The sequence below is a fragment of the Paraburkholderia sp. HD33-4 genome (assembly GCF_021390635.1).
GTDB lineage: Bacteria > Pseudomonadota > Gammaproteobacteria > Burkholderiales > Burkholderiaceae > Paraburkholderia.
Genome location: NZ_JAJEJS010000001.1, coordinates 303,749 through 330,126 on the forward strand (window position 1 = coordinate 303,749; position 26,378 = coordinate 330,126).

Consider the following 26,378-nt stretch of genomic DNA (forward strand, 5'->3'; position numbering starts at 1 on the left):
CTCACATGGACAGCACAACACTCTCCCAAACGCCCGGCAGCCGGGTCTCCCAATATCTCGCACTGACCAAGCCGCGTGTTACGCAGCTTGCGGTGTTCTGCGCGGTCATCGGCATGTTCCTGTCGACGCCGGGCATGGTGCCGTGGACCGTACTGATCGGCGGCACCGTCGGCATCTGGCTGCTGGCCGGCGCGGCGTTCGCAATCAATTGCCTCGTCGAGCAGCAGATCGACGCGAAAATGCGCCGCACGTCGTGGCGTCCGTCCGCGCGCGGCGAAATCACCACCCCGCAGATCCTTCTGTTCTCGGCCGTGCTCGGCGGCCTCGGCATGTGGACGCTGTACACGTTCGCCAATCCGCTGACCATGTGGCTGACGATCGCCACGTTCGTCGGCTATGCGGTGATCTATACGCTGCTGCTGAAGCCGGCCACGCCACAGAACATCGTGATCGGCGGCGCGTCGGGCGCGATGCCGCCGGCGCTCGGCTGGGCTGCGGTCACCGGTCACGTGCCCGGCGACGCGTGGATCCTCGTGCTGATCATCTTCGTGTGGACGCCGCCGCATTTCTGGGCGCTCGCGCTGTATCGCCGCAAGGACTACGAAAACGCCGGCCTGCCGATGCTGCCGAACACGCACGGCGAAAAGTACACGCGCCTGCATATCCTGCTCTACACGGTGATCCTGTTCGCGGTCACGCTGATGCCGTTCATTTCCGGCATGAGCGGCGTCGTGTACCTCGCGGCCGCGGTGCTGCTCGGCGCCGTGTTTCTCGCGTATGCGTGGAAGATCTACCGGGAGTATTCGGACGAACTCGCACGCAAGACCTTCCGCTATTCGATCGTCTATCTGTCGCTGCTGTTCGCTGCGCTGCTGATCGACCACTACGCGCGCGTCGTGATCGGCGCGTAACACCATGTTCAACAACCGCTTTGCGCGCGTCGCGCGCGCCGCTGTGATGGCTTGCGCGCTCGGCGCGGCGTTGGGCGGCACATTGCTTATGGCGGGTTGCGGCAAGCAACCACCGGCTTTTGCGAATCTCGACATCACCGGCAATACTCAATTCGCCAGCGATTTCTCGTTGCCCGACACGTCCGGCAAGATCCGTACGCTTGCCGACTACAAAGGCAAGGTCGTCGTGCTGTTCTTCGGCTATACGCATTGCCCGGACGTCTGCCCGACCACGATGGCCGAGTTGTCCCAGGCGTTGCAGCAACTCGGTCCGGAAGACGCGAAACGCGTGCAGGTGCTATTCGTCACCGTCGACCCCGAACGCGATACGCCGCAGTTGCTCGCGCAATACGTGCCGGCATTCAATCCGAGCTTCGTGGGCTTGCGTCCCGCCAGCGAAGAGCAGCTCGCGAAGCTGGCGAAAGACTTCCGCGTCTACTACGCGAAGGTGCCGGGCAAGACGCCCGACAGCTACACGATGGACCACACGGCCGCGAGCTATGTGTTCGACACGGACGGCAAGCTGCGTCTGTTCGCGCGCGATGGCCAGGGCGCGACGCCGTGGGTGCATGACATCAAGCTATTGCTTGACTGACGCGCATCGCAGGCGGCTCTTGATAACGACGCCGCTCACCCTCCCCGCAACAATCTCTTCTTCGCAACTCGCGCTCAGGCCGGAATCGGCAAATTCAGCCCCGGTGCGAGACGCGTCGTCTTGAACTCCGTCACCTCGTAGCGCGCGAGCTGTTGCTCGGCGAACGGATCGCTCGCCAGGATGCGATCCAGCCTGTCGCGTTCGATTCGCACCGCGAGGATGATGCCGCCGTCGCGCGGCACTTTCGGGCCGGCCGCGACGAAGATGCCCGCGTCGAACTGCTTCGCGAGAAACGCGCGATGGGCGTCGAGCGCGTCGTCGATGCGATCGAGCGGGGCGGTGTAGATCAGGTTGATCACGTACATGATCGTTCTCACTGGCGGTTAAGTGGGCCGTGCGCGGCCACGACTCTGGATTATCGGTTAGCCGCGAATTCGGCGTCGCGACCGCCGTCGCGCTCGCGCTTCGCATAACCATATGTGGTAAGGGTATTTCCCAACTTGCCGCCCATATGAAACAATTTGTGGTTTGGCCGGCGGTGCACCAGCACGAACTGGAGCGCCGCCCATTTTCATCCGACTCCGGCATCGATCGGAGCCATCGACTCAAACGTCGAACCGCAACAGCGAGAATCACATGCAGCGCAGAAATATCCTCAAAGCCCTCACCGCAGTCGTCACCGGTGCGGCGATCCTGGCCAGCTTCGGCGCGCACGCCGACGACAAGGTCATCAAGGTTGGCACGATCGGCGGTCCCGACGCGCAGATCTGGGAAGTCGTCACCAAGGTTGCGAAGCGCGAAGGCCTGAACGTGAAGGTCGTCGAGTTCAACGACTACATCCAGCCGAACGCTGCGCTCGACGCGGGCGACCTCGACGCCAACAGCTTCCAGCACCAGCCGTACCTCGATAGCCAGATCAAGCAGCGCGGCTACAAGCTCGTCAACGCGGGTCTCACGTACATCTCGCCGCTCGGCGCGTACTCGAAGAAGCTGAAGTCGTTGAAGGACCTGCAGCAAGGCGCGAAGGTCGCGGTGCCGAACGATCCGTCGAACGAAAATCGCGCGCTACTGTTGCTGCAGGCGCAAGGCGTGATCAAGCTGAAGGACGGCGCGGCCACGGGCGGCAACAACGCAACGCCGCTCGACGTCGTCGACAATCCGAAGAAGATCAGGTTCATCGAACTTGACGCCGCGCAACTGCCGCGTTCGCTCGCCGACGTCGACGCCGCCGTCATCAACACGAACTTCGCGCTGGCCGCCGGCCTGCAGCCGACCAAGGACGCCATCGCGCTCGAAGACATCCACAGCCCGTACGCGAACCTGATCGCCGTGCGCGCGAAGGACAAGGATCAGCCGTGGGTCAAGAAGCTGGTCGCGGCGTATCAGTCGGAAGAGGTGCGCCAGTTCATCAAGACGCAGTTCAAGGGTTCGATGGTGCCGTCGTTCTAAGCGACGCGTTCAGAGCGATCGCAAGCGCGATCGCATGGCATCGGGAAAGCACGCGCCTGTACAGGCGCGTGCTTTTTTTATAGCCCCAACTCCCATCGTTCGATCATCAGATCATGGCCGAAGCGGCGCTGCGCCGCGCTGGCGGCCAGCTCGAACCCAGCGCGTTCGCAGAGCCGCCGCGGCTCCGCCAATGCGCTCGCGGTGGTCAGCGTGAGCTTCGTGTAGCCCGCGCGCCGCGCGAAGCGCACGCATTCGCTGAGCAGTTGCGTGCCGATGCCGAGCCGCCGCACGTCCGGTTCGACCCACAGCAGGCGCACGCCCGCGACGGTCGTCGAGACCCCGACGAGGCAAACCGATCCGACCACCATGCCTTCCTGCTCGGCGATCCAGCACTTCTCGCGCAGCGGATCGTTGCGCTGCGTGTACTCGGCGACGACGCGCGCGAGCAAGCCCTCGAACGTCTGATCCCAGCCGTACTGCGCGGTGAACCACTGCGCCTGACGATGCACGAGCCAGCCGCATTCACCGGCGCGCGGCTGACGCAGCACCACGAGCTCGTGCTTCGGCTGGTCGCCGAGCAGGCGCTCGATCAGCTTCATCGCGGCGATTAACTGTTCCTGCGAGAGCGCGCTGAGTCTGTCGAGCAGGCCGAGTGCTTCGTGAACGGCGGCGGCGTCGAGCGGCGCGTAGATCGCGTGGCCGTGCTCGGTGAGCGCGATCAGCGACTGGCGCGCGTCGGTGTCGGACGGGCGGCGGGTGATCAGGTTGCGTCGCTCGAAACTGGTCAGCAGGCGGCTCAGATAGCCGCTATCGAGCCCGAGTGCGCGCCCAAGCACCGACGCGGTCTGCGCGCGGACGCGTGACAGCTCGTGCAGCACGCGCACCTCCGTCAGCGAGAACTCGCTGCGGGCCAGATGCTCGTGCAGAGCACCGATGCATCGAGTATAGAAGCGATTGAAGTGGCGGACGGCCTGAGCGCGCCGCAGCGCCTCGGAATCTGTCAAGGGCGGCTCCCCGGGACTTTTTGTGTCGGTACACCGCACTATATTGGCACGACCCTTATTTACAAAGCCAGTTCATCGCGGCGAGACGCCAACTGGTATTAAACAGGTATTGATCGTCGGAGTTGAATTGATACCACTAGAGGCCGCTAACGGCTCGCTGGTATCGTCAAGCGAGTGCGATACGGGAAAGTCCTGGTCTGCAAATTCATCCAGAAAAAGCCCTTAAAACCGGCTGAGAGCCGTGCGTGACAAGGCTTTCCGGCGATTCGGACCAGCATGGAACCAGTCCGTTGACTGGTATTATGTTGGTTATATAATGGGCTCTCATTTTTCCGGGCCGTACTGTTCGCGGCGTCCTTGGAGCCCCATGGAAACTCGCTGGTCCGCATTGATGCCTGACGTGCGCAACGTCACGCCGCTCTACCTGCAGCTCGCGCGCAACCTGGCGACGGCGATCCATTGCGGCGTCTGGTCGGCCGGCGAGGCGTTGCCCTCCGAGCGCACGCTGTCCGATGCGATCGGCGTGTCGCGCATTACCGCGCGCAAGGCGATCGAGCTGCTGGTCGAGCAGGGGCTGATCCGGCGCGCGCGCGGCGCGGGCAGCTTCATCACGCCGCGCGTCGAGGATCCGCTGTCGCGTCTCACCGGCTTCACGAAGAAGATGCAGCAGCGCGGCTTTCGCCCGGATTCGGTGTGGCTCGAACGCGACGTGCGCGCCGCCAATCGCGACGAGCTGCTGCACCTCGGCCTGTCGCCGGGCGCGGCCGTCGCGAGCCTGCGGCGGCTGCGGCGCGCGGACGGTATCGTGATGGCGGTCGAGCATTCGGCGCTGCCGGTCGCAATCGTGCCCGATCCGCTCGTGATCGGCGACTCGCTGTACAGCTTTCTCGAGCAACGCGGCGCGGCGGTCGTGCGCGCGTTGCAGCACTTTCGCGCGGTCAACGCGTCGAGCGAAATCGCCGCGCTGATGGACATCGAGCCGCGCACCGCGCTGCTGGTCATTACCCGTATCGGCTACAGCGCGGATCAACGCGCGATCGAGCTGACCGACACCTATTGCCGCGACGACTACTACGACTTCGTCGCTGAATTGCGCACCTGAGCCGCGCGGCCCGCGTAGGCCGCAAGTCCGGCGAACGCACATTTGCCGCATACGTATCACGCACCAGAGAGACTCATGCTGACCGGAAACATACTCACCACCGAAGGGTGGATCCACGGCACGCTCGAATCCGAAAACGGCCGCATCACGGCACTGTCAGGCGAGCGCGTCGATCCGTCGACGAACGACGCCCCGTACATCCTGCCCGGCTTCATCGATCTGCACGTGCATGGCGGCGGCGGCGCCGACGTGATGGAGGCCGGCGACGCGATCGAAACGATCACGCGCACGCATGCGGGCTACGGCACCACGAGCCTGCTCGCGACGACGATGACCGCGCCGCGCGACGAACTGATGAACGTCGTCGCCGGGCTCGGCAACGTCACGCGGGTACGCACGCCGGGTTGCGCGCGCGTGCTCGGCGTGCATCTGGAAGGGCCGTACATCAACCCCGGCAAGCTCGGCGCGCAGCCTGACGCGGCGGTATCGGCGGTGATGGACGAGGTGCTCAAGTATCTGTCGATCGCGCCGATCCGGGTCGTCACCCTCGCGCCCGAGATCGCCGGTCACATGGAGATCATCTCCGAGATGGCGGCGCGCGGCGTACGCGTGCAGTTGGGCCATTCGCTCGGCACCTATGACGACGCGGTCGCCGCGCTCAAGCACGGCGCGTGCGGCTTTACGCATCTGTTCAACGCGATGTCGCCGCTGCACCACCGCAACCCTGGCCTCGTCGGCGCGGCGCTCGCGCACGCCGAGTACGCCGAAATCATTCCCGACCTGCTGCACGTGCATCCGGGTGCGATCCGCGCCGCGCTGCGCGCGATTCCGCGCCTGTACGTGGTGACGGACAGCACCTCGGCCACCGGCATGCCCGACGGCGAATACCGCCTCGGCAGCCAGCACGTGACCAAGTGTCTGGGCGGCGTACGTCTGGCCGACGGCACGCTCGCGGGCAGCACACTGACGATGGATCAGGCGCTGCGCAATCTTGTCTCGATCGGCTTGCCGATCGCCGATGTATCACACCGTTTGTCGCGCTACGCCGCCGACTATCTCGGCATCGAGGACCGCGGCCGCATCGCGCGCGGTGCCTGGGCCGACGTGGTCGTATTCGACCGCGAGCTGGCGCTCGTCGCGACCTACGTCGAAGGAGAAGACATTGTCGAATATGCTTAAGGAAGCGCTCGCGTCCGCCGCAACGGTCGCCGAGCAGCTCAAGGACACCTCGCGCGTCGCGGCGCTCGCCGCCAAGCTCGCGGAACAGCCGCGCCATGTCGCGCTGACCGTCGCGCGCGGCAGTTCGGACCATGCCGCCAGTTACTTTGCATCCCTGACGATGAGCCGCCTCGGCGTGCCGGTCGCGTCGCTGCCGATGTCGGTCGCGACACTGCAGCAGGCGCCGCTGCAGGTGCGCGATCAGCTTGCGCTGGCGTTTTCGCAATCGGGCAAGAGCCCCGACCTCGTCGGCACGATGAACGCGCTGCGCGCAGCCGGCGCATTGACGGTCGCCGCGGTGAACGCACCGAGCTCGCCGCTCGCCGACGCGTGCGAGTGGCATCTGCCGCTCGTGGCCGGTCCCGAGCTGAGCGTCGCGGCGACCAAGAGCTATATCGCGATGCTGTCGATCTCCGCGCAGCTGGTCGCGCATTGGCAGAACGACGCCGAGTTGCTCGCCGGACTGAACACGCTGCCCGATGCGCTCGAACGCGCGGGCCGGCTCGACTGGTCGATGGCCGTCAACGAGTTGCGCGGCATCGAGCGGATGATCGTGATTGGCCGCGGGCTTGGCCTCGCGATCGCGCAGGAAGCCGCGCTGAAGCTGAAGGAAACCTCCGGCATCCAGGCCGAAGCGTTTTCGAGCGCGGAAGTGCGGCACGGTCCGATGGAACTGATCGACCGCGACTATCCGCTGCTCGTGTTCGCGCCGAGCGGCCCCGAGCAGGCGGGTCTGCTGCAACTCGCGCACGACATGCGCGAGCGCGGCGCGCGCGTGTTGCTCGCGGCGCCCGACGACGTCGCGCAAGCTTCGCTGCCGCTCGTTTCCACCGCACACGCGGCGCTCGATCCGATCGCCGCCATCCTGTCCTTTTACGTGATGGCCGCGGACCTTGCCGCCGCGCGCGGGCGCAATCCCGACGCGCCACGCCATCTGAACAAAGTCACCGAAACTCACTGACGAGAATGACGATGCGACGTGTCGAAAAGCCCAATCTGATGAGCCATTCCGAAGATCTCATTGTTTTGCTTGCACCGCTGACCGGCCCGGTCGTGCCGCTCGCGAAGGTGCCGGACCCGGTGTTTTCGGGCGGTATGTTCGGCGACGGCATCGGCGTCGATCCGCTCGAAGGGCGGCTCGTCGCGCCATGCGATGGCGTCGTCACGCATCTCGCGCGCACCGGCCACGCGGTGACGCTCGAGAGCGCCGAAGGCGCGCAGATTCTGCTGCATATCGGCATCGACACGGTCGGGCTGAACGGCAAGGGTTTTGCGCCGATGGTCGGGCAGGGCGCGCAGGTGCGCGCCGGCGACGTGCTGATCGAATTCGATCAGGATCAGGTCGCGCTGAATGCGCCGAGCCTCGTGTCGGTGATCGCAATCGCGAATTCGGATGCGTTCGAGGTGATCGAGCGCGCGCCGGACGGCCTGGTGAAGTCCGGCGAATCGCGGCTGCTGGTACTGCGTGCCCGCGACGGCGTCAGCCAGGACGCGGTGCGCGAAACGAGCGCCACGCAGGTCCTGGACGAGGCGCGCCGGCAAATCACGCTGACCCATGCGGGCGGCCTGCACGCGCGGCCCGCGGCGCGGGCGCGCGAAGCGGCGCGTGGCTTCGACGCGCGCGTCGAGGTGCGCTACGACGGGCGCAAGGCGCCGATCGAAAGCGTGGTGGGTCTGCTGGGACTCGGTGCCGGCGAAGGCGCGAACGTCGAGTTGCTCGGCGTCGGTCCGCAGGCGCAGGCGGCGGTCGATGCGGTCGCTGAAGAACTGACTCGCGATGCGCACGGCGAAGTGGAACAGAAGCACGAACAGAAAGCGGTGCGGCCGGCGGCTGCACCGGCGGCAGTCGTTGCCGCGCCCGCCGCGGGCGAGCCGCTCGCGCCGAATACGCTCGCGGGCGTGTGCGCGTCGCCGGGCGTCGCGGTCGGCAAGCTGGTGCGCTGGGACGACGCGGACGTCGATCCGCCGGAGCAGGCGAGCGGCACGTCGGCGGCGGAAAGCCGTCTGCTCGACAAGGCGATCGCGACTGTCGACGCCGATCTCGACACGATCGTGCGCGACGCGTCGCAACGCGGCTCGGTCGGCGAGGCGGGGATTTTCGCGGTGCATCGCGTGCTGCTCGAAGATCCGACGCTGCTCGACGCCGCGCGCGATCTGATCAGCCTCGGCAAGAGCGCCGGTTTCGCGTGGCGCGAGGCGATCCGCACGCAAATAGGCATCCTGAGTAACGTGGAGGACGCACTGCTCGCCGAGCGGGCCGCCGATCTGCGCGACATCGAAAAGCGCGTGCAGCGCGCGCTCGGCTACACGAGCAGCACGGCGCGCTCGCTGCCTGACGAGGCGGTGCTCGCGGCCGACGAATTTACGCCTTCGGATCTGTCGTCGCTCGATCGCACGCGCGTGACCGCGCTCGTGATGGCGCGCGGCGGCGCGACCTCGCACGCGGCGATTCTCGCGCGTCAGGCGGGCATTCCCGCGCTGGTCGCGGTCGGCGACGCGTTGCATGCGATTCCCGACGGCACTCAGGTGGTGGTGAACGCGAGCACCGGCCGGCTCGAATTCGCGCCGACCGAACTCGACGTCGAACGCGCTCGGCGCGAACGCAGCCGTCTCGCCGACGTGCGCGAAGCGAATCGCCGCACGTCGCAGCAGGCAGCTGCGACCGCCGACGGCCGCGCGATCGAAGTGGCCGCCAACATCGCCACGCTCGACGACGCGAACGCCGCGGTCGACAACGGCGCGGACGCGGTCGGCCTGCTGCGCACCGAACTGCTGTTCATCCACCGCCCGACCGCGCCGAGCGCGGACGAGCATCGCCACAGCTATCAGGCGATCGTCGATGCATTGCGCGGCCGTACCGCGATCATTCGCACGCTCGATGTCGGCGCGGACAAGGAAGTCGACTATCTGACGCTGCCGCCCGAGCCGAATCCCGCGCTCGGCCTGCGCGGCGTGCGCCTCGCGCAGGTGCGCCCCGATCTGCTCGACGACCAGCTGCGTGGCCTGCTCGCGGTGCGCCCGATCGGCGCCGTGCGCATCCTGCTGCCGATGATCACCGATGCGGGCGAACTGATCCGCATCCGCAAGCGCATCGACGAGCTTGCCCGCGAAGCGGGTAGCACCGAGCCGATCGAAGTGGGCGTAATGATCGAAGTGCCGTCGGCGGCATTGCTCGCCGATCAGCTCGCGCAGCACGCCGATTTCCTGTCGATCGGCACCAACGACCTGACCCAATACACGCTCGCGATGGACCGCTGCCAGCCCGATCTCGCGGCGCAAGCGGACGGCCTGCATCCGGCGGTGCTGCGCCTGATCGCGGCGACCGTCGAAGGTGCCGCGAAGCACGGCAAATGGGTCGGCGTGTGCGGCGCGCTCGCCGGCGACCCGCTCGCGATGCCGCTCCTCGTCGGCCTCGGCGTGACCGAGCTGTCGGTCGATCCGGTCTCGGTGCCCGGCATCAAGGCGCGCGTGCGCACGCTCGACTATCAGTTGTGCCGCCAGCGTGCCCGCGATGCGCTCGCGCTCGATTCCGCGCAGGCGGTTAGAGCGGCAAGCCGCGCCACGTGGCCCCTCGATTGAAGAATTAATTATTTGGAGAGTCCGCCCGCCGTGCGCCCGGCAGCACGTCTGCCTTCACGCGCGGCGCGATTCCCGCATTGCTGCACCACTCAACCAAGACGTACCCCTACGAGACAAAATTGGAGATACCGATGGATGGAAATCCGTTTCTGAAGATTCAGCGCCTGGGACGCGCGCTGATGTTGCCGATCGCGGTGCTACCGGTCGCCGGCCTGCTGCTGCGGCTCGGCCAGCCCGACGTGTTCAACATCAAGATGATCGCCGACGCGGGCGGCGCGATCTTCGACAGCCTGCCGCTGCTGTTCGCGATCGGCGTGGCGGTCGGCTTCGCGAAAGACAATAACGGCGTCGCGGGTCTCGCCGGCGCGATCGGCTATCTGGTGCAGATCGCGGTGATGAAGGACATCAACGACAAGCTCAACATGGGCGTGCTGTCGGGGATCATCGCGGGGATCGTCGCAGGGCTGCTGTACAACCGCTACAAGGACATCAAGCTGCCGGACTACCTGGCGTTCTTCGGCGGCAAGCGCTTCGTGCCGATTGTGACAGGGGTGGTCTGTGTGGGCCTCGGCATCATATTCGGCTACGTGTGGGCGCCGGTGCAGGGCGCGATCGACGTGGCCGGCCACTGGCTCACGACGGCCGGCGCGCTCGGCGCCTTCGTGTTCGGCGTGCTGAACCGACTGCTGCTCGTCACGGGCCTGCATCACATCCTCAACTCGCTGACGTGGTTCGTGTTCGGTACCTTCACGCCGGCTGGCGGCGCGCCGGTCACGGGCGACCTGCACCGTTTCTTCGCGGGCGATCCGACCGCGGGCACCTTCATGACCGGCTTCTTCCCGGTGATGATGTTCGGCCTGCCGGCCGCGTGTCTCGCGATGTATCACGAGGCGCCGAAGGAGCGTCGCGCGATGGTGTTCGGCCTGCTGTTCTCGATGGCGCTCACGTCGTTCCTGACCGGTGTGACCGAACCGATCGAGTTCAGCTTCATGTTCCTCGCGCCGGTGCTGTATGCAATCCACGCGCTGCTGACGGGGCTGTCGCTCGCGATCTGCTCGGCGCTCGGCATTCACCTCGGCTTCACGTTCTCGGCGGGCTTCATCGACTACGTGCTGAACTTCGGTCTGTCGACGAAGGGCTGGTGGGCGATTCCGCTCGGCATCGTGTACTCGGTCGTGTACTACGGTCTGTTCCGCTTCTTCATCCGAAAGTTCAACATGGCGACGCCGGGCCGTGAGCCCGCCGCTGCCGACGAGCAGGTCGAGTCGTTCGCGGCCGGTGGCTTCGTCGCGCCGGCGGCCGGTGCGGCCGTGCCGCGCGCGCAGCGTTATATCGCGGCGCTCGGTGGCGCGGCGAATCTGTCGGTCGTCGATGCGTGCACGACGCGTCTGCGTCTGTCGGTGGTCGATGCGGACAAGGTCTCCGAAAGCGAACTGAAGTCGATCGGCGCGCGCGGCGTGCTCAAGCGCGGCTCGAACAACGTGCAGGTGATCATCGGACCGGAAGCGGACATCATCGCCGATGAGATGCGTACGGCGATCGCACGGGGTGAGGGCGATGTGAAGGCGGCGGGTGCTGGTGTATCGGCGCCGGCCGCTACTACGGCGGCTACCCGTGCCGCTTCGGTCGCGCAGACCGCTGGGCACGCTCAACCCGCCCACGATGCGCAAGGCGGTCCGCTCGATCCCGATCCGCTGCGCTGGCTCGCCGTGTTCGGCGGCACGGGCAACGTGGTGTCGCTCGACGCGGTTGCGGCGACGCGTCTGCGAGTGGTCGTGCGCGATCCGTCGGCGGTCGATCGGCAGCGCCTCGCGACGCTCGATACCGCGTGGGTGTCGACCGACACGTTCCATATCGTCGTCGGCGAGGCCGCGCAGCGCTATGCGCAGAGGCTGGCCGAGCGCCTGTCGTCGCAAGGCGGTGGGGCGGGCGCGGCGCCGATGCCGGCGTGAGCGGCTGAAGGCTGCCGAGCGCCGTTGAGTTCTGCGGCGATCACGGCACGGCGATAAAAAAGCGGCACCTCGTCCCGAGGTGCCGCTTTTGCGTTTACCACCAAAGCGTGACGCTCCTCAGCGAATCGCCCGCTTCGCCGCCCGCGCCAACTCGCGCGATTCGAGCCACATCACATTGATGACACCGAACGCCAGCGCGACGCCAATGCCGAGAATCCAGCTGAAATACCACATCACCAACACCTGTTTTTCGAGCGTAGTGCCGGTCAATACATCGAATGGTGGTTTTCCTCGATCGCCGCGGCGGTCACCTTGCCGCGCATCACCCGATACACCCAGCCCGTATAGAGCAGGATGATCGGCAGGAACACGATCACCGCGAACAGCATGATCTGGAGCGTCAAGCGGCTCGACGTCGAATCCCACATGGTCAGGCTGCTGCGGCCGTCGAGCGACGAAGGCATGATGAACGGGAACATCGAGAAGCCCGCTGTCAGAATCACGCCGACGATCATCAGCGACGTCGACAGAAACGCCGTCGCCTCGAAGCGCGAACGAGCGAGCAGCACCGCGAGCACACCGCCGACGAGACCCGCGAGCGGCGCAATCGCCATCCACGGATAGAGCGCGTAGTTGGTCAGCCACAAACCCGGCGCGCCGATCACGGTCTTCATCAGCGGATTGGAGACCGCGTCGAGCGGCGGCATGTCGACGATCTGATAGCCGCCGATCATCGTCGCGACGAGCGCGCCCGCGACGAGGAACAGCACCACCGTACATAACGCCGCGAGCCGCAGCGCCTTCGACGCGCGGTCGTGGACCACGCCGTCGGTCTTCCATTTGACGAACGCGGCGCCGTGCGCGGTGAGCATCGACATGCTGACGAGACCCGTCAGTAGCGCGAACGGATTGAGCAGGCCGAAGAAGCTGCCGTGATAGGTGACGCGCAGATCGGTATCGAACGAGAACGGCACGCCTTGCAGCAGATTGCCGAACGCGACGCCGAACACGAGGGCCGGCACGAAGCCGCCGATGAACAGACCCCAGTCCCACGCGTTCCGCCAGCGCGGATCCTCGCGCTTGCCGCGATAGTCGAAGCCGACCGGGCGGAAGAACAACGCGAACAGCACCAGCAGCATCGCGAAGTAGAAGCCCGAGAACGATGCCGCGTAGGCGAGCGGCCATGCGGCGAACATCGCGCCGCCGGCGGTCACGAACCAGACCTGGTTGCCTTCCCACGTCGCGCCGACGGTGTTCACGACGATGCGGCGCTCGGAGTCCGTTTTGGCGATGAACGGCAGCAGGATCGCCGCGCCCATGTCGAAGCCGTCGGTGAGCGCGAAGCCGATCAGCAGAACGCCTATCAATACCCACCAGATCAGTTTGAGGATTGCGTAGTCCATATGGGTCATTCCTCTGAGGCGGTGTGGCGGCGCGTCACGCGGCCGTGTTCGACAGCGGCTGCTTCACCTGCGATTCGTTCTCGTGGTGATAGCGGCCCGTATGCAACGCCGAAGGGCCGAGCCGCGCGTACTTGAACATCAGCATGATCTCGATGACGAACAGCCCGGTGTAGAACAGCACGAATCCGCCGATGCTCAGGTACAGATCGCGCGGCGTCAGTGTCGACGCGGCCAGGTTGGTCGGCAGAATGCCCGCGATGCTCCACGGCTGGCGGCCCATCTCCGCGACGATCCAGCCGAGCTCGGCGGCGAGCCACGGCAGCGGAATCGCTATGACCGCCCAGCGCAGGAACCAGCGACGCTTTTCGAGCAGCAGTGTGCGCTGCGCGCAGAACCAGAACGCGAGCACGAAGGTCGCGAGGAACAGCAGACCCAGGCCGACCATCATGCGAAACGAGAAGAACAGCGGCAGCACCGGCGGAACCGTGCTCTTTGCCGCCGCGTCGATCTGCTCGGGCGTCGCGTCGGTCACGTTCGGCGTGAACTGCCTGAGCAGCAGGCCGTAGCCGAGATCTTCCTGGTACTTGTCGAACGCGGCATGCGCTTCGTCGCTCGAGTCGCCGCCTTTCAACTTCTGCAGCGCCGCGTAGGCGAGCATGCCGTTCTTGATGCGCCCTTCGTTTTCCGCGATCAGCTCGCGCAGGCCGACCACAGGTTCGTGGAGCGAGCGCGTCGCGATGATGCCGAGCGCGTACGGGACACGGATTGCGTAGTCGGTGCGTTGCTCTTTCTGATTGGGAATGCCGAAGATCGTGAACGGTGCCGGCGCGGGCGCGGTCTCCCATTCGGATTCGATCGCGGCGAGCTTGACCTGCTGGACTTCGCCGGTGCGATAGCCCGATTCGTCTCCGAGCACGATCACGCACAGCGCCGACGCGAGACCGAAGCCGGCGGCGATCGCGAACGAGCGCAGCGCGAACTCGGTGTCGCGGCGCTTCAACAGATACCACGACGACACGCCGAGCACGAACATCGCCGCGGTCACGTAACCAGCCGACACGGTGTGCACGAACTTCACCTGAGCGACCGGGTTGAAGATCACCGAGCCGATGCTGTCGAGTTCCATGCGCATGGTCTGGTAGTTGAACTTCGCGCCGACCGGATTGTTCATCCAGCCATTGGCAACCAGAATCCACAGCGCCGACAGGTTCGAACCGAGCGCGACGCAGAACGTGACGATCAGATGCTGGACTTTTGACAATCTGTTCCAGCCGAAGAAGAACAGACCGACGAACGTAGATTCGAGGAAGAACGCCATCAGCCCTTCGACGGCGAGCGGCACGCCGAAAATGTCGCCGACGTAATGCGAGTAATAAGCCCAGTTGGTGCCGAACTGAAACTCGAGCGTGAGGCCGGTCGCGACACCCATTGCAAAGTTGATGCCGAACAGCTTGCCCCAAAACTGCGTCATGTCCTTGTAGATCTGCTTGCCGGTCATCACGTAGACCGACTCCATGATGACCAGCAGCCAGGTCAGGCCGAGCGTGAGCGGCACGAACAGAAAGTGATAAAGCGCGGTGATGGCGAACTGGAGCCGTGACAGTTCTACGACTTCGCTAACGGGCATGTTGATCACCTCGAGACGGATGCGGGGCGGGCACCGACAGCAGCGCATGCGCGACCTGCTCAGGCGGCAGCATCATGTGCTCCGCCTGCGGATGATTGAAGAACGTGTACTTGAGCGCCAACAGTAGTGCGAACTTGATGGCGAGGATGATGGCGAGATCGCGCCCCAGCGTTGGACCGCGCACCCACCTGGTGAACCGGCCGCGCAAGCGCGATCGGACAGTGCTGCTGCGATTGAGGGCTAGGGTCATGATCGGTCGAAGACGACTTCACGCCGGAGAGTCCGGCTGGATCCAGACCGCCCTTGCCGTCAGGCAGTCTGGCGAATGCATGCCGATTGTAGGAGGGGGAACCTCACGCGCTCAGGGTTGGCCATGCGGCATCACGTCGCGAAACTTGCCGCGTCTGTGCAGTATTGCTACCGGACTTGCGATACGTCAAGAAAGGCTTACCGGCCCCGGCCGGTTGGCTCGGGGGGCGGGCTGACACGAACGCGCGGCCGCGGGGATGCAAGAAGAAAACGAAAAGAATAAAAAAGCCCCGCCGTTTTGCGAGGGCGGGGCTTGAGCTCACTGGTCGGCAAATGACGCGCGACCGATTAACGTGTGTCGTTTTTACCTATGTCATGCGCGGGCCACATGTGCGCGCGCATGGCTTCGACGCTTTACGCGTATTCGGTCAGCGCACCGCGCATCTTCTTCATGGCGCTGGCTTCGATCTGGCGGATACGTTCGGCCGACACACCGAACTCGTCGGCCAACTCGTGCAACGTCGAGCCGCCCGAGCCGTCGTCGTCTACCTTCAGCCAGCGTGCTTCGATAATGCGGCGGCTGCGCGGATCGAGCGCATCGAGCGCGCTTGCGATGCCGTCGCTTTGCAGCCGGTCGCGCTGACGCGAAGCCAGCACGGCGGTCGGCTCGCTGTGCGAGTCGGCCAGATAGGCGATCGGCGCATACGACTCTTCACCGTCTTCGACCTGACCTTCGAGCGCGATATCGCCGCCCGACAGACGCGTTTCCATCTCCGCGACTTCTTCGCGCTTCACGTTCAGTTCCTTGGCGAGACCTTCGATCTCGTCCGGCGTGAACGCGCCGAGACCCTGCTTGTGGCTGCGCAGGTTGAAGAACAGCTTGCGCTGCGCCTTGGTGGTGGCGACCTTCACCATGCGCCAGTTGCGCAGGATGTATTCGTGGATCTCGGCCTTGATCCAGTGCATTGCGTACGACACGAGGCGTACGTTTTGCTCCGGATCGAAGCGCTTGACCGCTTTCATCAGGCCGATGTTGCCTTCCTGAATCAGGTCGGCGTGCGGCAACCCGTAACCGAGGTAGTTACGCGCGATCGACACGACGAGCCGAAGGTGCGACAGCACGAGGCGGCGCGCGGACTCCAGATTGTCGTGTTCGCGCAATTCGGTGGCGAACTGGCGTTCTTCCGCCGGCGTCAGCATCGGGATCCGGTTGACCGCCTGGATGTAGGCGTCGATGTTGCCCAGTTGACCGGACAGCAGCGAGGAATGCGAGAGCGCCAGTGCACCTGCCGAAGCGGCCTTAGCCGACGACGGGCTCAAAGTACTCGGAAGGGTCATTGCATGGCTCACGTATGAAACTCCTTTGGAATCAGACAATAGCGTACTCAGTAAACGACTCCAGCGATGGATGTTAGCACTCTGATCTGCCGAGTGCTAATACTTAGAGCTCGCAGGGGTATCCAAGTTCCCGAAAATCCTATTGATTTTCGTATTTTGATAGCCATAATACGCTCTATTTTGTCCGCCTGTTTGTCCTATACAAGTTGCTGCCATTTTCCATGTAGTTCTCGCAATCAGCTCATATATGCATATCAGGGAGTGAATAATTGCGGAAAGTGAGGCTGGATTCGTTTGATGTGCGACACTAGATTGGCGCCTAAAGTAAAGGAAGCAGTCGCTTAATAACCGCCAGGTGAGGGGGCCAAATCAACTACCTGAATTTGGTTTTTGCGTGGACTTACTCTAAATGCCAATTTCGCCCTCGGGTTCGGGTGTCAGGCGCAACTTCTAGTGCCAGAACCGGACTTCGTGGCAAACCTGCGACTTGCATTCCCCGCTGATCCGCGAGGCGCACCTCGCATCACCGTCCACCGCTTTCAGCATGTTTCCAATCGCAGTATCAAAGAGCTGAATCCTGGTATAAATTTCAGCCAGCTATATGTGCAATATCACGTCTGACCGTGGCCGTCTGCGGCTCGCGGTGTTCGAGGGGCTCTGCAATGGCGGCAAAGATGATCGAAGCGATTCGCGGACTCGAACGAGAGCGTTTTCGCGCGATGGTCGACGGCGATGGACAGTCGCTCGACACGCTGCTCGCGGACAACGTGAGCTACGTCCATACGAATGGCAAGCGCGAAACGAAGCGGCAGTTCATCGACGGGATCGTCGCGGGGCGCCGTCGTTATCGGCAGATCGAGGTGCAGTCGCAGGACGTGTTGCCGGCCGGGCGCGAAACCTACGTGGTCACGGGCCGCGCGCTGATCGAGATGGAGGCCAACAACGGCGCGCTGCTGTTTCCGATTGCCTATACCGCGATTCACACGCACGAAGACGGGCAGTGGCGGCTGATCGCATGGCAGGCAACGCGTTGCGCTCTCGAGTGAGATTCTGCTGGCGCGGGCGCGCCTCGTGAGCGCGCCCGCGGCGGCGGCGCAATGCGGGGTATATGCACCGCGCTGCCGCAGGCTCGAGGCTCAGTTCAGATTTACGCGGTCAAGCATTCGTCAGCTTTGTCGCGCCTGCTTGCGCCGTGCTTCCCCGCCTCGGCATTCGCGTCGCGCGCCTCGTGCGTGCCACGCATCGCGGCCTCTCCCGCATACGGATGGCGCGCCGCCACCGGAAGCCGCGTGCAGCGTTCGGCCACGCGCCTGATTGTCGCGAGATCCGAGAAATCCAGACCGCTGTCGATACCCATCGCGTCGAGATTCATCGCGAGCGTGACGAGATCGACGTTGCCGGTGCGCTCGCCGTTGCCGAACAGACAGCCTTCGATGCGATCCGCGCCCGCCAGCAGCGCGAGCTGCGCCGCGGCCACGGCGGTGCCGCGGTCGTTGTGCGGATGCACCGACAGCACGATGCTGTCGCGATACCCGAGATTGCGGTGCATCCATTCGATCTGGTCGGCAAACACGTTCGGCGTGGCCGCTTCGACGCTCGCCGGCAGATTGACGATCATCTTGTGATCGCGTGTCGGCCGCCACGTTTGCGCGACGGCGTCGCACACCTCGCGCGCGAACGGCAGCTCGGACGTGTTGAAGGTCTCGGGCGAGTACTGGAAGGTCCAGTGTGTGCCCGGCCGCGCCTGCGCGTGTTCCTTGACGAGACGCGTGCCTTCGACGGCGAGCGCCTTGATCTCGTCCTTCGACTGCTGGAACACGATGCGCCGGAACGACGGGCAGATCGCGTTGTACAGGTGAACGATCGCGCGCGGCGAGCCTTCAAGCGCATCGAACGTGCGTGCGATCAGCTCCGCGCGCGACGGCACGAAGACTTCGATCGTGACGTCGTCGGGAATGCGCCGCTCGTCGATCAGCTTGCGCACGAAGTCGAAATCGGTTTGCGACGCCGACGGAAAGCCGACTTCGATTTCCTTGAAACCGATCGCGACCAGCATCTCGAAGTAGTCGAGCTTCTGCGCGGCGCTCATCGGTTCGATCAGCGCCTGGTTACCGTCGCGCAGGTCGGTGCTCATCCAGACGGGCGCGGCGTCGATCGTGCGTCCCGGCCATTTGCGGCCGCTCAGCCGCACGGCGGGAAAGGGACGGTACTTTTCAGCGGGATTGCGCAACATGGTGAGGTGCCTCATTCGTGGTGTCGTCGGCGGAGGGTGGGGACGTCGAGCGGTTGGCCGACTGCCACGCATGCACGGTGTGCCTGCCGATGCCGGGCGGCAACGAGTGGGCGCGCGGCCCGCGACGTCATGACGACGCGGGCGAATGAACAGACGAACGCGGATGCGGCCCGGGCAACGTGCATTTGATCCTCTCGCATCGGCCGCGCGGTAAACGGACGAATGCAAACGACGACGGGTTGTGGAGAACTACGACGGGGGTGAAGCGAAACTGCGGGAACTACGGGGAGGACCGCCGACGGCAACCGGAGCTGCCAGCGCGCGGCGCTACGTGTGACTTACGCCACGCGTAGCGATAGGGGCCGCGCTAGGCGGCCGGAGATAATTCGGAGGGTGTTCGGAAGGGAACGCATGAGGCCAACTGTATGACGGTGCGCGTTGGCCTGTCAACCCGCGGCCGTCACGCCGCCGTCTTCGCGATATCGACGATCAGCTCGACCTGCCGCTCGATCGCGCCCGGCACCGGCGCTTCGCCGCGCAGCACTGCGTCGATCCAGGCGGCCGTGGTCGCCGCGTCGCGCGCTTCGGGCAGCTCGACTTCGGGCGCATCGGGCGACGAGCGTTCGTGGGGCAGCCGTGTCTCGCAGATGCCGTCGTGCAGCCAGTCGACCTGCACCTGGCGGCGCGTATCGGCGACCGCCTCGCCTTCGGTGCCGCGCGCGAGCAGCGCACCGCCGACGGCCGCATCGGGATGCGTGATGAACAGTTGCTTGAGACTGTCGCGATACGGCGGATGCGTGTAGTTCACGAGCCGCAATCCTGCGGGCGCGAATGGCTGCAGCAGCTTAACGAGCGTATGCGTCGAATTGCGCACGCCCATGCGCCGGCGCAGCGCGAGCAGGCGCGCGAGCTTGGGCGCGAGCACGTCGATCGACGCGAACGCGACGCGACGCTCCGCCAGACCCGCTTCGATCTGCGCGTGTGACTGCGCGTGGGCGATGTGCAGATGGGCGAAGATTTCCGCGCTCGTCACGCGCCCCGGATCCTCGGTGACGCCGTGCACGAGCACCGGCACGCCTTCGCGCGCGAGCAGCAGTGCCAGCAGCGGCACGAGGTTCGGCTGCTTGCGCGCACCGTTGTATGACGGAATCGACACCGGCCGGAACGCGCCGTGCGGCTGCCGCACCGGCTCGAACGACGTATGCGCCGCGCCCAGCATCGCGGCGAGTTCGTCGGCGGTTTCGCCTTTCACGCGATACGCGAGCAGCACCGCGCCGAGCTCGAGATCGTCGACGCGGCCATCGAGCATCGCGGTGTAGAGCGCGCGGGTGTCGTCGGCGGTCAGCGCGCGGGCGCCGTTGGGGCCGCGGCCGATTTCCTTGATGAATCGGGCGCAGGGGAAGGGGGAAGTGGTATCGGTGGAGTCGGTCATCGTGCGCAAGAGGCAGGTGGCGTGCCGCGCGTGGCGGTTCGCTACGCCATTCGGGGAGCTGTTCGGTGTCAGTATCGCATCTAAGGCGAGCCCGCGAACAGCGACGAAGCGGCACGCAGCGACTGCCGACTGCCCGCTTGCCACGCACCCGCGCCGTGCCGCGCGTTACACTCGATGTTTCTCGCCGCCTCGGCGGCGCCCATCGAAAAACGGAGAACGGGATGAGTTACGTATTTGCACCCGCACCGCAGGTCGCGGTGCCGGTCGTGGGGTCGAGCGAGCAGTTCGCGGTGCGGCGCATCTACTGCGTGGGGCGCAACTACGAGGCGCACGCGCGCGAAATGGGCCACGACCCGGACCGCGAACCGCCGTTCTTCTTCACGAAGCCGGCCGATGCGGTCGTCTACGTCGCGCCGGGCACGACCGGCGAATTCCCGTATCCGTCGCAGACGAAGAACGTCCATTTCGAAATGGAAATGGTCGCGGCGATCGGCGAGGGCGGTAAAGACATCCCCGTCGAGCGCGCGCTCGACCACGTCTACGGCTACGCGCTCGGTCTCGATATGACGCGCCGCGACCTGCAAGGCGAAGCGAAGAAAATGGGGCGTCCGTGGGATACCGCCAAAGGCTTCGATCACTCGGCGCCGCTCGGCCCGATTCATCCGGCTACGACGGTTGGTCACATCGGCAAGGGCGCGGTCTGGCTGTCGGTGAACGGCGAGGACAAGCAGCGCGCGGATGTGTCGCAGCTGATCTGGTCGGTGGCCGAGACGATCGCGTATCTGTCGACGCTGTTCGAACTGCGGCCCGGCGACCTGATTTTTACCGGCACGCCGGAAGGCGTCGGTGCTGTCGTCAAGGGCGACCTGATGAAGGGCGGCGTGGACGGGCTCGGCGAATTCAGCGTGCGCGTCGTCTGAGACGGCTTGGGGGCAGGTGGAGGAGGCAGACAACATGAAGCTCTACAGCTATTTCCGTAGCTCGGCGTCGTATCGCGTGCGTATCGCGCTGAACGTGAAGAATCTGACGTACGACTACGTGCCCGTGCACCTCGTGCGCGAAGGCGGCGAGCAGCTGAAGCCCGAGTATCGCAAGATCAACGCGGACTGTATCGTGCCGACGCTCGCCGACGGCAGTCATCTGCTGCCGCAGTCGCTCGCGATCATCGAGTATCTCGAGGAGACGCATCCCGAGCCGCCCCTGCTGCCGAAGGCGCCGCTCGATCGCGCTTATGTGCGCTCGGTGGCGCTGCAGGTCGCGTGCGAGATTCATCCGCTGAACAATCTGCGCGTGCTGCGCTATCTGAAGCACACGCTGCGTGTCGACGACGACGCGAAGGACGCGTGGTACCGGCACTGGATCGACGCGGGCTTCGCGACGCTGGAGATGCATCTCGCCGGCGACGCGCGCACCGGCAAGCTGTGTTTCGGCGACACACCGACACTCGCCGACGCGTGCCTGATTCCGCAGGTGTTCAACGCGCAGCGCTTCAAGGTCGACACCGCAAAGTTTCCGACGATCCAGCGCATCTACGATCACGCGATGCAACTCGACGCGTTCGCACGCGCGGCGCCGGGCGCACAGCCGGACGCGGAGTGAGCGCGGGTTCGTGTGACACGTCGATGGCGGCTTGAAACGAAAAAAGGGCACTCCGTGGAGTGCCCTTTTCCTTTGGCTCGCCGCGAGCGCCGAACGCCGCGGCAATCACGCGATCAGCCGCCCAGCAGCGCGTCCGAAAACTCCTCCGCGCTGAACGGCTGCAGATCCTCGACCTTTTCGCCGACGCCGATGAAATACACCGGAATCGGCCGCTGCCGCGCGATCGCCGCGAGGATGCCGCCCTTCGCGGTGCCGTCGAGCTTGGTGACGATCAAACCGGTGAGGCCGAGAGCGTCGTCGAATGCCTTGACCTGCGTGAGCGCGTTCTGGCCGGTGTTCGCGTCGATCACGAGCAGCACTTCGTGCGGCGCGCCGTCCTGCGCCTTGCCGATCACGCGCTTCACCTTGCGCAGTTCTTCCATCAGATGCAGCTGCGTGGGCAGACGGCCGGCCGTGTCGGCCATCATCACGTCGATTTTGCGCGCACGCGCGGCGCCGACCGCGTCGAAGATCACCGCGGCCGGATCGCCGCTTTCCTGCGCGACCACGGTTACGTTGTTGCGCTGGCCCCAGATGGCGAGCTGCTCGCGCGCGGCGGCGCGGAATGTGTCGCCGGCGGCGAGCAGCACCGACTGGTCGAAGCTCTGCAGATGCTTCGCGAGCTTGCCGATGCTCGTGGTTTTGCCCGCACCGTTGACGCCGGCGATCATCATCACGAGCGGCTGCGCGCGGCCGAGCATCAGCGATTTTTCGAGCGGCTTCAGCAACTCGACGAGCAGCGTGCGCAGCGCGGTCTTGACCTGCTGCGGGTCCGTCAGGCGTTCGCTGCGCACCTTCTCGCGCAGCGCCTCGAGCAGGAATTCGGTCGCCTCTACGCCGGCGTCCGACATCAGCAGCGCGGCTTCGAGTTCCTCGTACAGGTCCTCGTCGATCTTCGCGCCGACGAAAATGCCGGTCAGGTTCGAACTGGTTTTCGCAAGTCCGCTCTTCAGGCGCGTGAGCCACGAGCGCTTCGCGCCAGCGTCCTGCATGGGCGGCGGAACGATCTCGACGGTATCGAGCACGGCGTCTCGCGGCTCGGGCTGGGGCTCGATGATGGTCGTGGCCACAGGGGGAACGGTGGGCGCAACCGGCTCGACAGGCGCGGTTTGCACCTCTGCCTCGGGTGTCGCGCCGTCTTGCGCCGCCAGCGATTCGTCTGTGGCGGTATCGGACTCTTTCGAACCCTTGAATCGTTTGAAAAAGCTGAACATGATCTGACGTCTTGGAGAGCGCGCCGATGCGCGCAGCCGGCACGGGACCGGCGAAGCGGTGGGCAGCGCCGGGATGCGAAAAAGCGGGGCGCTGGCAGCCGCACATTTTATCAGGCGTGCCGCGGTGCGTCGTATCGGCCGCTCGGCCAGGCTGGACGCGCGCCGCCCCTGTGGTAACGTGGGCGCTCCGGCCCGCGCGCCTCGGCGCCGCGGGCGTGTTCATCACTCAGCTGAAACCGCACGATACTGCATGCCTCGTTTAGCCCCTTCACGCGCCGCTGGCGCTTCGTCCAAAAGCGGCAAGCCGCATGCCATTCGCATCATCGGCGGCGACTGGAAACGCACGCCGCTGCCCGTGCTCGATCTGGACGGCTTGCGCCCGACGCCCGACCGCGTCCGCGAAACGTTGTTCAACTGGCTCGGCCAGCGTCTGGACGGCCAGCACTGCCTCGATCTGTTCGCCGGTAGCGGCGCGCTCGGCTTCGAGGCCGCGTCGCGCGGCGCGGCTCGCGTGCTGATGGTCGAGCGCCATGCGCGCGCCGCCGGGCAGTTGCGCGCGAACCAGCAACGGCTCGATGCACGCATGATCGAAATCGCCGAGGCGGACGGCCTGCGTCTCGCGGCGAGTCTCGCGCCAGGCTCGTTCGACGTCGTGTTCCTCGATCCGCCGTTCGATGCCGACCTGCTCGGCAAGGCGCTCGCGGTGGCCGTGCCGCTGCTGCGCGCCGGCGGCTATCTCTATGTCGAAGCGGGTGAAGCGCTCGAACCGGCCGCTCACGAGCCGCTCGCGGACTGGGAGGTCGTGCGGCAGGGCAAGGCGGGCGCTGTGCACTTTCATTTGCTGCAGCGCGAAAATAAGGAATAATGCGCGTTCCAAAAAAGGGCCGGGCGGTTTATCGTGATCCGCGCCGGTGCCAAATGCGTCGCTTGGACGTGCCGTTTTGTCTGAAGAGAGGAGAAGTCTCATGGTAGTCGCCGTGTACCCGGGCACGTTCGACCCGCTGACGCGCGGTCACGAAGACCTCGTTCGGCGCGCGTCGAGCATTTTCGACACGCTGGTGGTGGGTGTGGCCGACAGCCGTGCCAAGCAGCCGTTTTTCACTCTCCAGGAGCGCCTCGCGATTGCGCATGAGGTGCTCGGCCACTACCCGAACGTCCAGGTGATGAGCTTCAAGGGGCTGCTCAAGGACTTCGTGCGGACCAACAACGCGCGGGTGATCGTCAGGGGGCTACGCGCGGTGTCGGACTTCGAGTACGAGTTCCAGATGGCGGGCATGAACCGCTATCTGCTGCCCGACGTCGAGACGATGTTCATGACGCCGTCCGATCAGTATCAGTTCATTTCGGGCACGATCGTGCGCGAGATCGCGCAATTGGGCGGCGACGTCAGCAAGTTCGTGTTCCCGTCGGTCGAAAAATGGCTGAAGGAGAAAGTCGCGTCGCTGGATCCGCAAGGCGGCGCTCAGGCGACTTGAGCCTGAGTCGCACAGGCGGCCGGTTTTGATGGATCAAAGCCGGCCGTGGGCGGCATCGGGTGCGAACAATGCGGCTTCAATGATCGGCGACGAGTGCGTCAGTTGGCTGCTCTAAGTAATGTTGGCGCGACCTGTTGGCGGCGAACGTCGAACCCGTCGTTACGCACGGACATCGGTGTATTCGATGGTTTGGGCAAGTCGTGACGCGGAAATTCGGGCGATCTCCGTCTTGCCGAACCAGATCACGAACAGGCTGGGATTCGCGGCGCTTCGTTGCACCTTCACCTTCTTGCCCGCTTTGTGTGTGCGGCCAACGTCGAGTCCGATGTACTTGCTCTCGACGGCGACCAGCAATTTTGCGGGACGCGATTGCTCGTGGGTCACGGCGTTTCACCTTCTGCGTCAATCATACGGTCGAATTCCCCCGAACTTGCGATCTGCGAATCCGGACGCTGAACCCGCTTAACGTTATATTTTTTGTATCGATTCTGTCAAGGTGTTGGCATCGGCAATCGATATACCTTTGTTCAACTCGTCGAGTATGAACTGACGAAGTGCACCGATCTGTACGGAACGCTGGATTTCAACAGGGCGACAAATGCCGCGTATGTGGAATTGCCAGGGCGGAGTAGCCAGACGGGCTTTGCAATAGGAATGAGGCGTTTTTTCTAGCCGAAGAGTGCGGGCTTAACCGGCTCGGAGCAATGTCAGCTACCCTTCGCAGCTTTGCTGAACGCCTCGGCAAGTTTGTCGAAGTGGCGGAGGGCCGCAGGCGTTAGTTCGACCTGTTTGCGGCGAGCGTCTTCGGTGTCGTTCAGCAGGAGCCAGCCCTTTTCGCGCATTGACGTGATACGGGCATGCAGGGTTGCCGGCGACCCGAGCGTGCTTTGGGCCATCATGTCTCGAACCGACAGTCGTTCGTTTTTTTGCCTCATGCGGGCAACGAACTCCAGGATCTTTTCTTCGAGCGGATCGAGCGCGGGAAGTGAGGGCAGACCTCGCAGTGCTTCGGTCAGTTGAAGAAATCGAAGATAGATATCAGCAGGGCGGGTCATGACCATCGCTCCAACGAAAACGCCGCTCACCCGAGCGCACAAAGCGAACCTTGATGCTGCCCAGCGACGACCGGGCTTCGTTATTTTATCTCCATGTCTAGCTTACGTTTGCATTTCCTCTCGATCGCGGGCACGGCTATCGCGTTCGTGCTGTCGCTCTGGATCAATCAGGAAGTCTTCGCGCATACCGAGTTCGTCCGGGGCGTGAACTGGATCTACCTGCCGTCGGGCGTCAGACTATTGAGCACGTTGCTGCTGGGCGGCGATGGCGCAATCGGCTTGCTATTGGCGAGTTGGCTCGTCGACTTCTTCTACTTCTTTCCGCACGACCCTGTTCGGTCGATCGCCGGCGGAATCATCGCCACGGTGGGGCCGTATGCGGTGTATCGCCTCGCGAGGGAGTGGTATGGGCTGAGTGCATTGCTGACCAATCTCACTGCGAAGCGACTACTCATACTGGCGGTCGCTTATTCGACCGCGAATTCGCTGTTGCATCACATCTGGTTCGCGTTGCAGGGGAACACGCACGACCTTGTCCAAAGCTTTTTCCTGATGTGCGCCGGCGATCTTTCCGGCGCGCTCATCATGTTGTACGTCGTGAAGGGCGTTCTCGCTTTGTTGCCGATACGAGGAGCTTCGCGCGCCTGACAGGTCCCGCCGCTCTTCAGGAACTCTGTTGCATAGGTATAAAAAGCAGGTTCGACCTGGGCATTTGCCGCCATGCAAACGAGGCAACGTAACCGACCGGTCGGCGCGAGCCGAAGAACCGGTCGGTTCGGACAGCGAGTTCCACGCGAACCATTTCTCTCAGGTTTGGCCGTTACAAAAACTATAACGATAAAGTCGCGCGTTGGCAAGGCTCGTG

The 26,378-nt window shown here is 64.7% G+C and carries 25 protein-coding genes and 2 pseudogenes; 15 read left to right on the forward strand and 12 right to left on the reverse strand.

Annotated features, from left to right (window positions below):
* Nucleotides 1–5: 5 nt before the first annotated feature.
* Entirely contained in the window at nucleotides 6–911 is a 906-nt protein-coding gene (cyoE, locus tag L0U84_RS01415; protein WP_233846733.1) for a heme o synthase, read from the forward strand.
* 4 nt (nucleotides 912–915) lie between these two features.
* Entirely contained in the window at nucleotides 916–1,545 is a 630-nt protein-coding gene (locus L0U84_RS01420) for an SCO family protein (protein ID WP_233846735.1), read from the forward strand.
* 74 nt (nucleotides 1,546–1,619) lie between these two features.
* Here the strand turns inward: L0U84_RS01420 and L0U84_RS01425 are convergent, their stop codons facing one another.
* Complete coding sequence (locus L0U84_RS01425) at nucleotides 1,620–1,910, reverse strand: YciI family protein (protein ID WP_129963038.1); 291 nt, start codon at nucleotides 1,908–1,910, stop codon at nucleotides 1,620–1,622.
* Nucleotides 1,911–2,181: 271 nt separating this feature from the next.
* On the opposite strand from L0U84_RS01425, the gene L0U84_RS01430 reads away from it, so the two are divergent.
* Nucleotides 2,182–2,994 (forward strand): MetQ/NlpA family ABC transporter substrate-binding protein, encoded by an 813-nt coding sequence (locus L0U84_RS01430; RefSeq protein WP_233846744.1) that lies wholly within the window; start codon nucleotides 2,182–2,184, stop codon nucleotides 2,992–2,994.
* Nucleotides 2,995–3,071: 77 nt separating this feature from the next.
* Here L0U84_RS01430 and L0U84_RS01435 read toward each other — a convergent pair whose 3' ends face one another.
* Nucleotides 3,072–3,998 (reverse strand): bifunctional helix-turn-helix transcriptional regulator/GNAT family N-acetyltransferase, encoded by a 927-nt coding sequence (locus L0U84_RS01435; RefSeq protein WP_233846746.1) that lies wholly within the window; start codon nucleotides 3,996–3,998, stop codon nucleotides 3,072–3,074.
* Between the two features lie 367 nt (nucleotides 3,999–4,365).
* Between L0U84_RS01435 and L0U84_RS01440 the strand changes: the two genes are divergently transcribed.
* The 5 genes from L0U84_RS01440 to nagE all read left to right on the forward strand — a co-directional run bounded on the left by L0U84_RS01440 (nucleotide 4,366) and on the right by nagE (nucleotide 11,849).
* Complete coding sequence (locus L0U84_RS01440; RefSeq protein ID WP_233846754.1) at nucleotides 4,366–5,100, forward strand: GntR family transcriptional regulator; 735 nt, start codon at nucleotides 4,366–4,368, stop codon at nucleotides 5,098–5,100.
* A gap of 75 nt (nucleotides 5,101–5,175) precedes the next feature.
* The gene (gene nagA / locus L0U84_RS01445; RefSeq protein ID WP_233846764.1) at nucleotides 5,176–6,279 is read left to right on the forward strand and encodes an N-acetylglucosamine-6-phosphate deacetylase; all 1,104 of its coding nucleotides are present in this window, start codon (nucleotides 5,176–5,178) and stop codon (nucleotides 6,277–6,279) included.
* Nucleotides 6,263–7,279, forward strand: a complete 1,017-nt coding sequence (locus L0U84_RS01450; RefSeq protein ID WP_233846766.1) for an SIS domain-containing protein — start codon at nucleotides 6,263–6,265, stop codon at nucleotides 7,277–7,279. The genes nagA and L0U84_RS01450 overlap by 17 nt, the downstream gene beginning before the upstream one ends.
* A 38-nt stretch (nucleotides 7,280–7,317) precedes the next feature.
* On the forward strand, nucleotides 7,318–9,897 hold the full coding sequence (gene ptsP / locus L0U84_RS01455; protein WP_233851898.1) for a phosphoenolpyruvate--protein phosphotransferase: 2,580 nt from the start codon (nucleotides 7,318–7,320) through the stop codon (nucleotides 9,895–9,897).
* Between the two features lie 131 nt (nucleotides 9,898–10,028).
* Nucleotides 10,029–11,849 carry an N-acetylglucosamine-specific PTS transporter subunit IIBC gene (nagE, locus tag L0U84_RS01460; protein ID WP_233846768.1) on the forward strand — a complete coding sequence of 607 codons (1,821 nt, stop codon included), beginning with the start codon at nucleotides 10,029–10,031 and terminating at the stop codon, nucleotides 11,847–11,849.
* A 117-nt stretch (nucleotides 11,850–11,966) separates the two neighbouring features.
* Here nagE and cydX read toward each other — a convergent pair whose 3' ends face one another.
* The 5 genes from cydX to rpoH form a co-directional block, all read right to left on the reverse strand.
* Nucleotides 11,967–12,083, reverse strand: a complete 117-nt coding sequence (cydX, locus tag L0U84_RS01465) for a cytochrome bd-I oxidase subunit CydX (RefSeq protein ID WP_233851900.1) — start codon at nucleotides 12,081–12,083, stop codon at nucleotides 11,967–11,969.
* Nucleotides 12,084–12,115: 32 nt separating this feature from the next.
* Nucleotides 12,116–13,252, reverse strand: a complete 1,137-nt coding sequence (gene cydB, locus L0U84_RS01470; RefSeq protein ID WP_233846770.1) for a cytochrome d ubiquinol oxidase subunit II — start codon at nucleotides 13,250–13,252, stop codon at nucleotides 12,116–12,118.
* 34 nt (nucleotides 13,253–13,286) lie between these two features.
* The gene (locus L0U84_RS01475) at nucleotides 13,287–14,879 is read right to left on the reverse strand and encodes a cytochrome ubiquinol oxidase subunit I (protein WP_233846773.1); all 1,593 of its coding nucleotides are present in this window, start codon (nucleotides 14,877–14,879) and stop codon (nucleotides 13,287–13,289) included.
* Nucleotides 14,869–15,129, reverse strand: coding sequence for a cytochrome oxidase putative small subunit CydP (gene cydP, locus L0U84_RS01480; RefSeq protein WP_233846775.1), 261 nt, complete (start codon nucleotides 15,127–15,129; stop codon nucleotides 14,869–14,871). Before cydP ends, L0U84_RS01475 begins: the two co-directional genes overlap by 11 nt.
* 413 nt (nucleotides 15,130–15,542) lie before the next feature.
* Complete coding sequence (gene rpoH / locus L0U84_RS01485) at nucleotides 15,543–16,478, reverse strand: RNA polymerase sigma factor RpoH (protein ID WP_233846777.1); 936 nt, start codon at nucleotides 16,476–16,478, stop codon at nucleotides 15,543–15,545.
* 522 nt (nucleotides 16,479–17,000) lie between these two features.
* On the opposite strand from rpoH, the pseudogene L0U84_RS01490 reads away from it, so the two are divergent.
* Together L0U84_RS01490 and L0U84_RS01495 are read left to right on the forward strand one after the other, a co-directional pair.
* Nucleotides 17,001–17,087 (forward strand): annotated as a pseudogene (locus L0U84_RS01490) (acyloxyacyl hydrolase); the annotation flags it as partial.
* A gap of 41 nt (nucleotides 17,088–17,128) precedes the next feature.
* Nucleotides 17,129–17,512, forward strand: coding sequence for a nuclear transport factor 2 family protein (locus tag L0U84_RS01495; protein ID WP_129961919.1), 384 nt, complete (start codon nucleotides 17,129–17,131; stop codon nucleotides 17,510–17,512).
* A gap of 179 nt (nucleotides 17,513–17,691) precedes the next feature.
* Here L0U84_RS01495 and L0U84_RS01500 read toward each other — a convergent pair.
* Nucleotides 17,692–18,699: pseudogene (locus tag L0U84_RS01500) on the reverse strand (2-isopropylmalate synthase); the annotation flags it as partial.
* Nucleotides 18,700–19,159: 460 nt separating this feature from the next.
* The gene (gene ybiB / locus L0U84_RS01505; RefSeq protein ID WP_233846779.1) at nucleotides 19,160–20,131 is read right to left on the reverse strand and encodes a DNA-binding protein YbiB; all 972 of its coding nucleotides are present in this window, start codon (nucleotides 20,129–20,131) and stop codon (nucleotides 19,160–19,162) included.
* Nucleotides 20,132–20,352: 221 nt separating this feature from the next.
* Here ybiB and L0U84_RS01510 point away from each other — a divergent pair, with 221 nt between their 5' ends.
* Both L0U84_RS01510 and maiA read left to right on the forward strand, forming a co-directional pair.
* A complete protein-coding gene (locus L0U84_RS01510; RefSeq protein WP_233846781.1) occupies nucleotides 20,353–21,051 on the forward strand; it encodes a fumarylacetoacetate hydrolase family protein in 699 nt (232 codons plus the stop codon).
* Nucleotides 21,052–21,085: 34 nt separating this feature from the next.
* Nucleotides 21,086–21,730, forward strand: a complete 645-nt coding sequence (gene maiA / locus L0U84_RS01515) for a maleylacetoacetate isomerase (protein ID WP_233846783.1) — start codon at nucleotides 21,086–21,088, stop codon at nucleotides 21,728–21,730.
* A 113-nt stretch (nucleotides 21,731–21,843) separates the two neighbouring features.
* On the opposite strand, the gene ftsY is transcribed toward maiA, so the two are convergent.
* Complete coding sequence (gene ftsY / locus L0U84_RS01520; RefSeq protein ID WP_233846785.1) at nucleotides 21,844–22,983, reverse strand: signal recognition particle-docking protein FtsY; 1,140 nt, start codon at nucleotides 22,981–22,983, stop codon at nucleotides 21,844–21,846.
* A gap of 250 nt (nucleotides 22,984–23,233) precedes the next feature.
* Between ftsY and rsmD the strand changes: the two genes are divergently transcribed.
* Nucleotides 23,234–23,848 (forward strand): 16S rRNA (guanine(966)-N(2))-methyltransferase RsmD, encoded by a 615-nt coding sequence (gene rsmD / locus L0U84_RS01525; RefSeq protein ID WP_233846788.1) that lies wholly within the window; start codon nucleotides 23,234–23,236, stop codon nucleotides 23,846–23,848.
* A gap of 100 nt (nucleotides 23,849–23,948) precedes the next feature.
* Nucleotides 23,949–24,458: a pantetheine-phosphate adenylyltransferase gene (gene coaD / locus L0U84_RS01530; RefSeq protein ID WP_129961925.1), complete on the forward strand. Its 510-nt coding sequence runs from the start codon at nucleotides 23,949–23,951 to the stop codon at nucleotides 24,456–24,458.
* Between the two features lie 159 nt (nucleotides 24,459–24,617).
* Here the strand turns inward: coaD and L0U84_RS01535 are convergent, their stop codons facing one another.
* Together L0U84_RS01535 and L0U84_RS01545 are read right to left on the reverse strand one after the other, a co-directional pair.
* Nucleotides 24,618–24,842, reverse strand: coding sequence for a hypothetical protein (locus tag L0U84_RS01535; RefSeq protein WP_233846790.1), 225 nt, complete (start codon nucleotides 24,840–24,842; stop codon nucleotides 24,618–24,620).
* A 323-nt stretch (nucleotides 24,843–25,165) separates the two neighbouring features.
* Entirely contained in the window at nucleotides 25,166–25,513 is a 348-nt protein-coding gene (locus tag L0U84_RS01545) for a winged helix-turn-helix domain-containing protein (protein ID WP_233846792.1), read from the reverse strand.
* 93 nt (nucleotides 25,514–25,606) lie between these two features.
* Here L0U84_RS01545 and L0U84_RS01550 point away from each other — a divergent pair, with 93 nt between their 5' ends.
* A complete protein-coding gene (locus tag L0U84_RS01550) occupies nucleotides 25,607–26,161 on the forward strand; it encodes a hypothetical protein (protein ID WP_233846794.1) in 555 nt (184 codons plus the stop codon).
* Nucleotides 26,162–26,378 lie beyond the last annotated feature (217 nt).

What these genes read in the sequence shown, in the direction of transcription:
- cyoE (WP_233846733.1), top strand. Translation starts at nt 6, where the DNA reads ATGGACAGCACAACACTCTCCCAAACGCCCGGCAGCCGGGTCTCCCAA.
- L0U84_RS01420 (WP_233846735.1), top strand. Translation starts at nt 916, where the DNA reads ATGTTCAACAACCGCTTTGCGCGCGTCGCGCGCGCCGCTGTGATGGCT.
- L0U84_RS01425 (WP_129963038.1), bottom strand. Translation starts at nt 1,910, where the DNA reads ATGTACGTGATCAACCTGATCTACACCGCCCCGCTCGATCGCATCGAC.
- L0U84_RS01430 (WP_233846744.1), top strand. Translation starts at nt 2,182, where the DNA reads ATGCAGCGCAGAAATATCCTCAAAGCCCTCACCGCAGTCGTCACCGGT.
- L0U84_RS01440 (WP_233846754.1), top strand. Translation starts at nt 4,366, where the DNA reads ATGGAAACTCGCTGGTCCGCATTGATGCCTGACGTGCGCAACGTCACG.
- nagA (WP_233846764.1), top strand. Translation starts at nt 5,176, where the DNA reads ATGCTGACCGGAAACATACTCACCACCGAAGGGTGGATCCACGGCACG.
- ptsP (WP_233851898.1), top strand. Translation starts at nt 7,318, where the DNA reads ATGAGCCATTCCGAAGATCTCATTGTTTTGCTTGCACCGCTGACCGGC.
- nagE (WP_233846768.1), top strand. Translation starts at nt 10,029, where the DNA reads ATGGATGGAAATCCGTTTCTGAAGATTCAGCGCCTGGGACGCGCGCTG.
- cydX (WP_233851900.1), bottom strand. Translation starts at nt 12,083, where the DNA reads ATGTGGTATTTCAGCTGGATTCTCGGCATTGGCGTCGCGCTGGCGTTC.
- cydB (WP_233846770.1), bottom strand. Translation starts at nt 13,252, where the DNA reads ATGGACTACGCAATCCTCAAACTGATCTGGTGGGTATTGATAGGCGTT.
- L0U84_RS01475 (WP_233846773.1), bottom strand. Translation starts at nt 14,879, where the DNA reads ATGCCCGTTAGCGAAGTCGTAGAACTGTCACGGCTCCAGTTCGCCATC.
- cydP (WP_233846775.1), bottom strand. Translation starts at nt 15,129, where the DNA reads ATGACCCTAGCCCTCAATCGCAGCAGCACTGTCCGATCGCGCTTGCGC.
- L0U84_RS01495 (WP_129961919.1), top strand. Translation starts at nt 17,129, where the DNA reads ATGGCGGCAAAGATGATCGAAGCGATTCGCGGACTCGAACGAGAGCGT.
- ybiB (WP_233846779.1), bottom strand. Translation starts at nt 20,131, where the DNA reads ATGACCGACTCCACCGATACCACTTCCCCCTTCCCCTGCGCCCGATTC.
- L0U84_RS01510 (WP_233846781.1), top strand. Translation starts at nt 20,353, where the DNA reads ATGAGTTACGTATTTGCACCCGCACCGCAGGTCGCGGTGCCGGTCGTG.
- maiA (WP_233846783.1), top strand. Translation starts at nt 21,086, where the DNA reads ATGAAGCTCTACAGCTATTTCCGTAGCTCGGCGTCGTATCGCGTGCGT.
- ftsY (WP_233846785.1), bottom strand. Translation starts at nt 22,983, where the DNA reads ATGTTCAGCTTTTTCAAACGATTCAAGGGTTCGAAAGAGTCCGATACC.
- rsmD (WP_233846788.1), top strand. Translation starts at nt 23,234, where the DNA reads ATGCCTCGTTTAGCCCCTTCACGCGCCGCTGGCGCTTCGTCCAAAAGC.
- coaD (WP_129961925.1), top strand. Translation starts at nt 23,949, where the DNA reads ATGGTAGTCGCCGTGTACCCGGGCACGTTCGACCCGCTGACGCGCGGT.
- L0U84_RS01545 (WP_233846792.1), bottom strand. Translation starts at nt 25,513, where the DNA reads ATGACCCGCCCTGCTGATATCTATCTTCGATTTCTTCAACTGACCGAA.
- L0U84_RS01550 (WP_233846794.1), top strand. Translation starts at nt 25,607, where the DNA reads ATGTCTAGCTTACGTTTGCATTTCCTCTCGATCGCGGGCACGGCTATC.